Below are 11561 nucleotides of genomic sequence, written 5' to 3' on the forward strand. Positions count from 1 at the left end.
ACTCGAAACAGAAAGAATGACGAGATGATTTTACCCGTAATTATGGCCGGTGGTTCCGGCACACGTCTTTGGCCGCTGTCCCGGAAGCTATTCCCGAAGCAGTTTCTCCCCTTAACCGAAGAGGCGAGTATGCTTCAGAGCACCTGTGCGCGTCTTGCGGGTATTGATGCGCAACCGCCCTTGCTGATCTGTGGCGATGACCACCGCTTTATCGTTGCCGAGCAATTGCGTGAGGCGGGTGAGGCTCACAGCGGTATTTTACTTGAGCCTGCCGGCCGCAATACGGCCCCGGCAGTGGCACTTGCGGCACTGCGCGCAACCGTGGGCCGCGGTGAGGATCCTCTGTTGCTGGTGCTGGCTGCAGATCATGTAATCAAGGATGTGGAAGCCTTCCAGGCCGCCGTCCACCGCGCGATTCCCCAGGCGGAAGCGGGCAAGTTGGTGACCTTCGGCATCGTGCCCACCGCGCCGGAGACCGGATACGGCTATATCCGCAAGGCGGATCCGCTGGATGACGCGGCAAGTGCATTCGCCGTCGAGCAGTTTGTGGAAAAGCCGGATCAGGAAACTGCAGAAGAATATCTGCGCAGTGGTGATTTCTACTGGAACAGTGGCCTGTTCCTATTTCGTGCCAGCCGTTACCTGGAAGAGCTGGCCAGGTTCCGCCCGGATATTCTCGCCGCTTGTGAAAAGGCGATGCAGGGCGCCACCTTTGATGTGGACTTTGTTCGCCCCGCCAGCGAGGCGTTCCTTGCCAGCCCGGATGACTCCATTGATTACGCGGTTATGGAGCATACGCGCGATGCGGTAGTGGTGCCCATGGACTGCGGTTGGAGCGATGTGGGCTCCTGGTCTGCCCTTTGGGATGTGTCTGAGAAAGACGAGAACGGAAACACCGCCAAGGGCGACGTTATCTTGCACGATAGTCGCAATTGCTATGTGCAGAGTGACGGTAAGTTGATTGCCACCGTTGGCCTGGACGACGTGGTGATTGTGGAGAGCGACGATGCACTGTTGGTAGCTGCGAAAGACCGTGTGCAAGACATCAAAAAAGTCGTGGAAAAACTGAAGGCCGAGAACCGCTCGGAAGCGCAGTTACACCGCAAGGTGTACCGCCCCTGGGGCTACTACGATTCGGTGGATTACGGTGATCGTTTTCAGGTTAAGCGCATCGTGGTCAATCCGGGTGCACAGTTGAGTCTGCAAATGCACCACCACAGAGCGGAGCATTGGATCGTGGTTTCTGGTACCGCTAATGTAACCTGTGGCGAGAAGCAGTTTCTGGTGACGGAAAATCAGAGTACTTATATTCCTCTGGGAGAAGTTCACCGTCTGGAAAACCCGGGTAGTATTCCGCTGGAGCTGATCGAGGTTCAGTCGGGCTCTTATCTTGGGGAGGACGATATCGTTCGCCTACAGGATAAATACGCGCGGGTATAACCCGGTACTATTAAATTACGGTGGTGTATTTATGTCTGCCCGGTGAAAGTCGGGCAGACCCTTTCAATTTGGCCCGTTCGGGCTATACGTAATGACATTTTATTGTGATACATATACGCCGTATTAAGATTGTTGCGCGGTTACTGTTTTTGACAGTGCTTGGTGTGGCTTTATTTGCGGGCATGAAGTCTGAGCCTGTACCTCAGGTGGTACCTCATTTTGACCTGATGTTGCACTGCGGAGTATTTGCGGTGCTGGCAATCTTATTTTTATTTAGTGCCGCGCCTCGTTTTTGGCCATTGGGTTTCCTGGGGCTGCTTGTTCTTGGGGCTGGGATTGAACTGTGGCAGGGCTGGTTGATGCCCGCGCGCACGGCTTCACTGGTAGATATGGCCGCAAATGGCGCGGGTGTTTTCGTGGGTGGGTTGTTTGCAATTTTATTGGCCCGCTTCTTGCGTTTCTTGAGTGACGGTTTGAGCAAAAACGATTGATTTCAAATTGATCGCTCTGTGTGTTTGTTGTGCGTTTTGTCGGTTTTTCTGCTGTTGGGTCACATTGATTATTTGACCTTCGTCACACTTGTGGCATGATTCTGCTCCATAGATAGAGGCCCGGATCTGGGTCCGTTTTAGGGGTTGGTGGCGCATTGCAGGCGCTGCTGTGCCGACCGAGGAATGGTTGGCTGGGGGTCATTCAGGGAAGGCTTCAAATGAAGCATTAAGGGAATAGTTTCCATGGGGGATGGAGTCGTGAAACAGGGATGGATTCGCAGCCACCAGTCTGGGTTGGCTGCTGTTTACCGCTTGCTGGATGCACTATTAATCCTTGGTACGCTGATTGTCAGTTGCCATTATTTCGGGATCGCCGTCAGTAAAGACTGGATGATCGCGGGGCTGGTGGCTTCGGTGAGCTTCGCGTTTATGGCGGAGTCGCTCAATCTCTATCGCTCCTGGCGTGCCGACAGCTACCTGCATATGTTTGGCATCACCGCTATTTCCTGGTTGGCGGTGTGTGTATTGCTGGTGCTGGTTTCCTATTTTTCCAAAACCGGCCATACCTTTTCCCGCCTGGTGGTGGGGTTCTGGTTTTTGGGTACCTTCGTACTACTGAGCAGCTGGCGCTACCTGTTCCGGCAGTTTCTGTTTTATCTCCGCGCCCACGACCACAATACCCGCTCGGCAGTAATTGTCGGTATGACGGATTCCGGTATTCGCCTGGCTCGCGACCTGGCCCGGGAGCCGCACCTGGGGATTCGCGTAAAAGGCTTTTACCGGGTGCCGGATTCCACCGCCTGTGGCGAGATATCTGCAGCCAGCAGCCCGGTGCCTGTATTGGGCGATCTGGATGAGGCGGTGGCGGCGGCGAAGGCCGGCGAGCTGGACCTGGTCTATATCACCCTGCCCATGCGTGAAGAGTTGCGTATTGCAGAAATCCTGCACGCCTTTGCCGACAGCACCGTTACCGTGCATGTGGCGACAGACCTCTTTGTAAATAACCTGCTGCACGCACGCTTTTATCAGGTCGGTGGTACCAGCCTGCTCAGCGTGCACGATACTCCCATCGAGGGTATCAACAGCTGGTTGAAGCGAATGGAAGATCTGGTTCTGTCTTCATTGATTCTGTTGCTGATCTCACCGTTGATGCTGGTGATCGCCGCGGCGGTAAAGCTTACTTCCAAAGGGCCGGTGATTTTCAAGCAGCACCGCTACGGCCTGGATGGGCGGCCGATCAAGGTGTGGAAGTTCCGCTCCATGACCACGCAGGACAATGGCGACAAGGTGGTACAGGCGAAGAAAGGGGATGCCCGTATTACGCCGGTGGGCGCCTTCCTGCGTCGCACGTCACTGGATGAGCTGCCTCAATTTATCAATGTGTTGCAGGGCCGCATGAGTATTGTGGGCCCACGCCCGCACGCGGTTGCCCATAACGAGCAGTACCGCGCCGTAGTAAATGGTTACATGCTGCGCCACAAAGTGAAGCCGGGCATTACCGGTTGGGCCCAGGTAAATGGCTGGCGTGGCGAGACTGATACCGTTGAAAAAATGAGCAAGCGTGTGGAGCACGACCTGCAGTACATCCGCAACTGGTCGCTCTGGCTGGATATCCGGATTGTATGGATGACCTTGTTTAAGGGCTTTGTGAGTAGCAATGCCTATTAATGCGGTGCGCCACGTTTGGGCTGCATATACATAGTGGATTTCATTCTTTTGTGATATTGTTCGGCGCTTTATGTGATGCGTGTCACATTGCGTCGCGAGCCGGAGTTGCTCGAAAGGGGAGCGAAGCCTGTTGGGGGAAAGGATATGGGCTTCAAAAATAATTTCAGACCATTGGAAAGGAAACATGACCAAGCTTAATTTGTCTGCGGCTGTATTTATGATCACCAGCCTGGGTGCGGGCACTGCATTGGCACAAACGGAGGCCGCTGCGGTAAAGCTGGGCAGCGGGGTGAACTTTACTCCGACCCTGAACTTCGACCTGCAACAGGACGACAACGTCACCAGCGTCGAAGAAGGCGAGATTGAAAGCCTGGTGGCAGTCATCAACCCTAACTTCCTGCTGTCTGCAGACGACGGCGTTTCCGTGTATATGGTCAACTACTCACTGCTGCGTGGCGAGTACTTCGACAGCGAAGAAGATAACTACACCGATCACTTTCTCTCCGGCGAAGCCGCCTGGGAGCTGAATGCGCGCAACCGCCTGGCATTGGCGGCCAGCTTTACCGATGGCCACGAGCCTCGCGGTACCGGTTTTTCTCAGGGTGCTGGCAACGCACAAAACGAGCCGGACCGCTTCCAGAGTAATGACGTAAACGCGACCTATGTGTTTGGTGCGGCCACTGCCAAGGGGCAGCTGGAGTTGCAACTGGGCACCGCGGACACAGATTACGAAGGTGGCATGCGCACCGCCGGCCGCGATCGCGGTACCGATTACGGTTCCATCGCGTTCAACTATAACGCCGGTGGTAAAACCAAGTTGCTGGCCGAAGTTGGCCGTCGCGAGCTGGGTTACGAGTACACCGCGGTAGGCAACGAGACGCTGGACAGTGCGGAAATGCGCTACCAGGTGGGTGTAACCTGGGAAGGTACTGCCAAGACCACCGGTACTGCGAAAGTCGGTCTGCGCACCAAAGATTTCGTGAGCCCCGAGCGTAAAGACTACACCGGTCCGGCCTGGGAAGTGGGTGTTCGCTGGACCCCGAAAGAGTACAGCGCCTTTGACTTCAACACCGCGCGCCGCAGTGATGAAACCAGCGGTGTGGGCAACTTTATTGATGTGGAAAGCTATACCCTGAGCTGGCACCACGCCTGGGCGGATCGCCTGTCCAGCCAGGTAACGCTGGATCACTCCATCAATGATTATCAGGGTGCGAATGTTGAGCGTGTGGAGGATATCAATACCGGTACCCTGCGCTTCAACTACCAGATGCAGCGCTGGTTGGCCTTCAACGCGGGCTTTGTTGTATCCGACAAAGAGTCCACAGCGGACGGCTTCAGCTACGACAAAAACGTAACCTTTATTGGCCTGCAGGCGTCTCTGTAATCGGTAATAAAGTAGAAAAAACGACTATTTGATCGGTAATTTTATGGGTATTTTTACCTCATTCCTGCAGCGCGTTTTACGCGCTGCTGTTGTGTTGGTGGTTTGTGCTTTTTCCGCTGCGGTATTTGCGCAAAGTAATCTGAAAGCGGTGGGAGACTATCAGCTGGGTTCTGGGGATAAGATCCAGATCAGTGTGTATGGGGAAGAGGATCTGACCCTGGAAACCACCCTGAGTGATAGCGGCGTAATCAATTATCCGTTTCTGGGTGAATTGAAAGTGGTTGGCCTGACGGTATCCAGCCTTGAAGCGGTGATCGTGAATGGTTTGAAGCCGGATTACCTGATCAATCCGAATGTGCACGTTTCCATTCTGGAGTACCGCCCCTTCTTTATTAATGGAGAGGTGGAAAAGCCGGGCGGCTACCCGTTCCAGCCGGGGCTGACCATCAGTAAAGCGGCGGCACTGGCCCAGGGCTTCACCGAGCGGGCTTCCCATAACAAGATTTTTATTATCCGTGGCGACGACGCAAGTCAATCCCGGGAGAAGGCGGAGCTGAATACGCTGCTGCGCCCTGGGGATATTGTCACTGTCGAACAGAGTTTCTTCTGAGGTAGTCGTAGCCATGAATGCACAGACCAATATGGGTAACCTGAACAATCAGGAGCGACTGCTTCAGGAAGAAGTCATCGACCTGCGCCAGTACTGGCGCATTGTGGACCGCTTCAAGTGGCGCATTGCTGCGCTGTCGATCGCGGTGACCATGCTTACCGCCATGATAGTGTTTTCCATGACCCCCAAGTATCAGGCCACGGCGACCCTGATGATCGAGGCGGAGCAGGCCAAGGCGCTGTCGATTGAAGAAGTGTACGGGCTGGACTCCAGCCGCAAGGAATACTTCCTCACCCAGTTTGAGATCCTGAAATCCAAGCGCATCGCCGAGCGCGTGGTGGAACAGATGGGGCTTACCACCCATCCGGAATTTGATCCGGAACAGCAGGAAGGCGGTTTTAGCCTGCGCTCTCTGCTGCCCTTTCTTTCCCAGGCGGAACCACTGAGCGAAGAGGAAGCGGCCCAGCTGAAAGTGCAGCAGGTGACCGATGCTTTTATTGAGCGTTTGAGCATCTCGCCGGTGCGCAATACCCAGCTGGTTAAAATCAGCTTTGAATCGGAATCCCCCAAGCTTGCAGCAAATATTGCCAACAAGGTGGCTGAGGTTTATATCAACAGTCACCTGGAAGCCAAACTGGAAATGACCCAGCAGGCCACCAGCTGGCTGAACAGCCGCCTGGATGGATTGCGGGTAAAGCTGGAAGAATCTGAAGCGCGCCTGCAAGCATTCCAGGAGGCCGAAGGCCTGGTGGATGTGGAAGGTGTGCGCGGTCTGGCGCGGCAGGAACTGAACGAAATTACCGAGCAGCTGCTGGCCGCGCGGAAAGAACTGAAGCAGGCCGCAAGTATCCGCGAACTGGTGACCGTGCGAGGCTCCGATGTGAATGCCCTGGCGAGCCTGCCGGAAGTGCTGAATCACAGCGTGATTCAGGATGTGAAGCGCGCGGAAGTGGAAGCTTCCCGCAAGGTTTCTGAGCTCGCCCGCCGTTACGGCCCCAAGCACCCGAAAATGATTGCCGCCAACGATCAGTTGGCGTCTGTGGAATCCAAGCTACAGAGCGAAGTTCGCCAGCTGGTGGCCGGTATTGAAAGTGAGTACCAGGCGGCACTGTCGAACGAGCGCGCGTTGCAACTGGAACTGAACGATGCCAAGGCCGAGTTTCAGGTGGTTTCTCGCAAGGAGACCCGATACCAGGAACTGAAGCGCGACGCGGATGTAAACCGCCAGCTGTACAACGCTTTCCTGACGCGTTTTAAAGAAACCAGCGAAACGTCCAGTTTCGAAGCGGCAAACGCGCGTGTTGTCGATCCGGCGGTTGCGCCGCGCCAGCCGTCCAAGCCGAAGAAGAGTTTGATCGTGGCCCTGGCCATGGTTGTCAGCGCCATGATGGGTGTCATGCTGGCTTTCCTGTTTGAAGCGCTGAACGACGGCGTGCGCAACCCCGACGATGTGGAAAACAAACTGTCTCAGCGCATGATCGGTCTGTTGCCCTGGGTCGATCATGAAAAAGGTGAGCGCCTGGGGCTGCGCACCTTCTTTGAGAGTGGTCGGCATCAGTTCTCCGAAGCGGTGCGCACACTGCGGACCAGTCTGGTGCTTTCGCATCTGGAAAAGCCGGCCAAGATCATCTCTGTGACGTCATCGGTTCCCGGCGAAGGTAAAACTACGGTTTCTGAAAACCTGGCGTTCTCTCTGGTTCAGATGGAAAGGGTACTGCTGATTGATGCGGACATGCGTCGCCCGTCGGTGGGTAAGGATTTTGGCTTGCCGGTTTACCAGCCGGGCCTTTCCAACCTGATCGCCGGCAGCGCGACAGTGGATGAATGTGTTTTTCACGATGAGCAGAGTGGCCTGGACGTTATTCCCGCTGGTGCCGTGCCGCCCAATCCGCAAGAACTGCTGGCTTCGCCGCGCTTTGCGCAGGTGTTGGAGTCCCTCAGCGAAACCTACGATCGGATCATTCTGGACACCGCGCCTTCGCAGGTTGTGAGTGACGCTCTGGTGGTTTCCCGCGTTGCAGATTCCATGTTGTATGTGGTGAAGTCTGACAGTACGCGCCAGAAAATTATTACCGACGGTATCGGTCGCCTGCTGCAAGTGGGCGCCAAGCTCGATGGCGTGGTGCTGAACCAGGTGGACACGACTTCCAAAGCCAGTGGCTACGGTGAATATTACGGCTACTACGGCGGTCGTTATGGCTATGGCGCGGACGAAAGCGCTGCGCCTGAATCCGTATCTGCGACGGCCAGTAAATCGTCGAAAGAGAAAAACCTCGAGCCGGCATGATCGACCTGCATTGCCATTTGCTACCGGGCATCGACGACGGTGCCCGGGACCTGGATCAGTCACTGATCCTGGCCCGCGCCGCGGTGGCCGATGGCATCACTCATGTGGTTGCTACCCCCCATATTCACCCCGGCCGCTTTCCCAATACCCTCGCCACCATCACCAAAGCTTTCCGCACGCTGCAAGCGGCGCTGGAGGAGCAGGGCATTCCTCTGAAGCTGGGGATGGCCGCAGAGATTCGCCTTTCCGAAGAAATCCTGAATATGGTGATGCTGAAGCAGGTGCCGTTTTTGGGTGAGTGGGAAGGGGACCGGGTCCTGTTGCTGGAATTGCCCCATAGCCATATCCCCCCGGGAACCGAGCAGCTGATCCGCTGGCTGATCAAACAGAAAATCCGCCCGATGATTGCACACCCGGAACGCAACAAAGATGTGATTCGGGATTTCAGCAAGGTTCTGCCGCTGGTGCGAGAGGGGTGTTTGTTTCAAGTGACTTCCGGTGCGGTCATTGGTCAGTTTGGTGAGCCCGCACAGCAGCGGGCCATCGAGTTACTGGAACAGAACCTGGTCACCATCCTTGCCACAGACGCCCACCACGAAGTGCGCCGACCACCAATCTTAAAAGCTGGCCGGCAGGCCGCTGCAGAAGTTGTTGGTGAGGAGAAGTCCTGGCAACTGGTGCGGGATAATCCGGGTAAAATAGCGGGTGTTCACTTCGCCTAACGGAAGTGAATTCTTACTAACTGCCAGCTTTCAAGAGCCGGGTGCCATGAATCAGACAAGTTACGTGGATCAGACGCTATCGAGCCAAACCGAACCCAGCACGCGCCGGCGTCGGCGTCGATCCCGCCGGCGTTCAGGTCTGGCGTCGCGCATAGTGTCCACCGTCTGGCCTGCAGAACGCAGCCTCACGGTGCGAACTGCCTCCTGGCTGGCCATCATTATTCTGTTATCGCTCAGTTTTTTTGCTGCCCGTTATGGTCTGGCGCACCTGGAAGTACTACGGGTGGAAAATCAGCTGCGCTACTGGCAGAAGCTGGGCAAGGTCCCATCGCCGGCTTCTCTGAATACCACCCTGGCGGCCATCGAGCGCGCCAACGGATTGCATCCGGACAACCCCTATCAGATTACCCTGCAAGCCAGAATTCTGGAGTGGCGCGCGTACAACAATGGCCAGGTCATCGAGGAAGATTACCGCCAGGCACTCGCACTCTATAAAGAAGCCACAACCCTGCGCCCCCTGTGGCCAGAGTCCTGGGCAGAAATGGCCCAGGTAAAGGTGCGCCTGAACGAGTTCGACGCCGAACTGGATCAGATCCTGGCCCGCGCCGATCAACTGGGCCCATACACGCCGGCAGTACATCTGGCGGTGGTGCAAGCGGGCGTGCCGCGCTGGCAGGGGCTTAGCGGCGAGCAGCGCACACTGTTCGAGCGCCACGCAGAGCGTGGACTCGGAGACCACCGGGTCCGCAAGCAGATTGCGGAGCTATTTACCCGCTACGGTCTAGAAGACCGCCTGCCGGTCAAAAAATAAACTGGCAGTCTGCTGCCAAACTGGTAGACTGCGCAGCCTTTTGTCCCCACCGCCCAAGTGCGGTCACGATCGGGACATCAGACGCAATGGGTAGCAGACCTCCTCGCCACAGGCCCCTGTCTCAGAGTTGAAAAAGCTTGAAATAGCCGGTGCTATTAATGGGCTTCTTCGCCTTGCCCAGCAATCCTCAGCCGTGCGCTATGGTTACCCTTGACGGGTCCTGTGGCCCGGCCCGGCCTTATGTACATTCAAGTGAACTCCAATATGACCGATACCCCTACGGCCACTGGTTTTGACCAGTTGGGCCTGCCCGCTGAAATTCTCGACGCTGTCACCAAACTTGGCTACGAAACCCCGTCCCCCATCCAGGCACAGACTATTCCGTCACTGCTGGAAGGCCGCGACGTATTGGGCCAGGCTCAGACAGGAACGGGCAAAACAGCGGCCTTTGCGCTCCCGTTGCTGGCGAGCCTCGACCTGAAGAAAAAGCGCCCCCAGGCGCTGGTACTGGCGCCAACCCGTGAACTGGCCATCCAGGTGGCGGAAGCCTGCCAGTCCTACGCGGCCAATCTGAAAGGTTTCCACGTTGCCCCGATTTACGGCGGCGCGGATTACCGCGGCCAGATCCAGCAGCTGAAGCGCGGCGTGCAACTGGTTGTGGGCACCCCCGGCCGGGTGATGGACCATATGCGCAAGGGCACCCTGGACCTGTCCAACCTGAAAACCCTGGTACTCGACGAAGCCGACGAAATGCTGCGTATGGGCTTTATTGACGACGTGGAATGGGTACTGGAGCAGATCCCGGACGAGCGCCAGATTGCGCTGTTCTCCGCCACCATGCCCCGCGAGATCGCCAAAATCGCCCGCGACCACCTGGACAATCCGGTGGACGTAAAGATCAAGGTGAAAACCGAGACTGCCGATACTATCCGCCAGCGCTACTGGCCGGTGGGTGGCCTGCACAAGATGGATGCGCTGACCCGGATTCTGGAAGCCGAGCCGGTAGATGGCACCATCATTTTTGTGCGTACCAAGAACGCCACCGTAGAGATTGCCGACAAGCTCGCCGCCCGTGGCTTTGCCAGCGCGGCCCTGAACGGCGATATGGCGCAGAATCTGCGTGAGCAGGTGATCGACAAACTGAAAAAAGGTCGTCTCGATATCGTGGTCGCCACCGACGTTGCCGCCCGTGGCCTCGATGTAAAACGCATCAGTCACGTGATCAATTACGATATTCCCTACGATACCGAAGCCTATATTCACCGCATCGGCCGTACCGGTCGTGCCGGGCGTGAGGGTGATGCCATTCTGTTTGTGGCCCCTCGCGAGCGCCGCATGCTGCGCGTGATTGAAAAGGCGACCAAGAAGCCCATCGAGCGTCTGGAGCTGCCTACTGCGAAAGCGGTAAACGCCTCGCGAATGGAAAAATTCCGTCAGCGTATTTCCGACACGCTGCAGGGGGATGGCGACCTGGCGCCGTTCCGTGATCTGGTGGATCAGTTCCTCTCAGATAACGAAGTGGATCCGCTGGACGTGGCCGCAGCCCTCGCCGCCATGGCCCAGGGCGATCAGCCACTGTTACTGGACGAGCGCGAACCCAAGCAGCGCGACTTTAATGATCGCGACCGTGATGACCGCCGCGGTGACCGCGACGATCGCAAACGCAACAAGCGCGATAAAAAGCCGTTTGATAAGGAAAAGCACGTAGGTCCGCCGGATGAAGGCAAAGAGCGTTTCCGCATCGAAGTCGGCCGCGAACACGGCGTGCGTCCCGGCAGCGTGGTGGGTGCCATCGCCAACGAAGTGGATCTCGACAGCTCCTACATCGGCCGCATTGAGATCTATCCGGACTACACCACCGTGGACCTGCCGGAAGGCATGCCCAAAGAGATCTTCCAGCACCTGAAAAAAGTGCGCGTGAACGGACGCCCGATGAACATCACCAAGTTCGCCGAGCAGGGCGGCAGCGGTAAGGGCGGCAAGCCACCGTTCGAGGCCAAGAAACGCAAGCCGAAAAAACCGCGGGATTAAGCCCCCGCGTCATGGCGCAGACTCCCGTCATACCGGCGAAGGCCGGTATCCAGGGAAGCGAAGCTCCGCACTCCGAGCCATCTGGATCCCGGATCAAGTCCGGGATGACACGCTCCC

Annotated in this window: 9 protein-coding genes; all 9 read left to right on the forward strand. The window is 56.8% G+C overall.

The annotated features are described in order from the left end of the window. Window positions 1-24 precede the first annotated feature (24 nt). The 9 genes from ACXAG1_RS06945 to ACXAG1_RS06985 all read left to right on the forward strand — a co-directional run bounded on the left by ACXAG1_RS06945 (window position 25) and on the right by ACXAG1_RS06985 (window position 11444). The gene (locus ACXAG1_RS06945) at window positions 25-1440 is read left to right on the forward strand and encodes a mannose-1-phosphate guanylyltransferase/mannose-6-phosphate isomerase (protein ID WP_475119329.1); all 1416 of its coding nucleotides are present in this window, start codon (window positions 25-27) and stop codon (window positions 1438-1440) included. Between the two features lie 104 nt (window positions 1441-1544). Next, window positions 1545-1931 carry a hypothetical protein gene (locus tag ACXAG1_RS06950; protein WP_475119330.1) on the forward strand — a complete coding sequence of 129 codons (387 nt, stop codon included), beginning with the start codon at window positions 1545-1547 and terminating at the stop codon, window positions 1929-1931. A 258-nt stretch (window positions 1932-2189) separates the two neighbouring features. After that, window positions 2190-3599, forward strand: a complete 1410-nt coding sequence (locus ACXAG1_RS06955; RefSeq protein WP_475119331.1) for an undecaprenyl-phosphate glucose phosphotransferase — start codon at window positions 2190-2192, stop codon at window positions 3597-3599. Window positions 3600-3783: 184 nt separating this feature from the next. Beyond that, window positions 3784-4983, forward strand: coding sequence for an outer membrane beta-barrel protein (locus ACXAG1_RS06960; RefSeq protein WP_475119332.1), 1200 nt, complete (start codon window positions 3784-3786; stop codon window positions 4981-4983). 43 nt (window positions 4984-5026) lie between these two features. Then, window positions 5027-5593 carry a polysaccharide biosynthesis/export family protein gene (locus ACXAG1_RS06965; RefSeq protein WP_475119333.1) on the forward strand — a complete coding sequence of 189 codons (567 nt, stop codon included), beginning with the start codon at window positions 5027-5029 and terminating at the stop codon, window positions 5591-5593. Window positions 5594-5606: 13 nt separating this feature from the next. Beyond that, on the forward strand, window positions 5607-7880 hold the full coding sequence (locus ACXAG1_RS06970) for a GumC family protein (protein ID WP_475119334.1): 2274 nt from the start codon (window positions 5607-5609) through the stop codon (window positions 7878-7880). Then, on the forward strand, window positions 7877-8602 hold the full coding sequence (locus ACXAG1_RS06975; protein ID WP_475119335.1) for a tyrosine-protein phosphatase: 726 nt from the start codon (window positions 7877-7879) through the stop codon (window positions 8600-8602). Before ACXAG1_RS06970 ends, ACXAG1_RS06975 begins: the two co-directional genes overlap by 4 nt. Window positions 8603-8756: 154 nt before the next feature. Continuing rightward, the gene (locus tag ACXAG1_RS06980) at window positions 8757-9413 is read left to right on the forward strand and encodes a VpsP family polysaccharide biosynthesis protein (RefSeq protein WP_475119336.1); all 657 of its coding nucleotides are present in this window, start codon (window positions 8757-8759) and stop codon (window positions 9411-9413) included. A gap of 264 nt (window positions 9414-9677) precedes the next feature. Beyond that, window positions 9678-11444 carry a DEAD/DEAH box helicase gene (locus tag ACXAG1_RS06985; RefSeq protein ID WP_475092134.1) on the forward strand — a complete coding sequence of 589 codons (1767 nt, stop codon included), beginning with the start codon at window positions 9678-9680 and terminating at the stop codon, window positions 11442-11444. Window positions 11445-11561: the final 117 nt, after the last annotated feature.

The sequence above is a fragment of the Microbulbifer sp. ABE4_465 genome, from assembly GCF_056160765.1.

Coding starts and splice junctions, on each gene's coding strand:
- ACXAG1_RS06965 (WP_475119333.1), top strand. CDS start 5,027: ATGGGTATTTTTACCTCATTCCTGCAGCGCGTTTTACGCGCTGCTGTT.
- ACXAG1_RS06960 (WP_475119332.1), top strand. CDS start 3,784: ATGACCAAGCTTAATTTGTCTGCGGCTGTATTTATGATCACCAGCCTG.
- ACXAG1_RS06985 (WP_475092134.1), top strand. CDS start 9,678: ATGACCGATACCCCTACGGCCACTGGTTTTGACCAGTTGGGCCTGCCC.
- ACXAG1_RS06945 (WP_475119329.1), top strand. CDS start 25: ATGATTTTACCCGTAATTATGGCCGGTGGTTCCGGCACACGTCTTTGG.
- ACXAG1_RS06975 (WP_475119335.1), top strand. CDS start 7,877: ATGATCGACCTGCATTGCCATTTGCTACCGGGCATCGACGACGGTGCC.
- ACXAG1_RS06970 (WP_475119334.1), top strand. CDS start 5,607: ATGAATGCACAGACCAATATGGGTAACCTGAACAATCAGGAGCGACTG.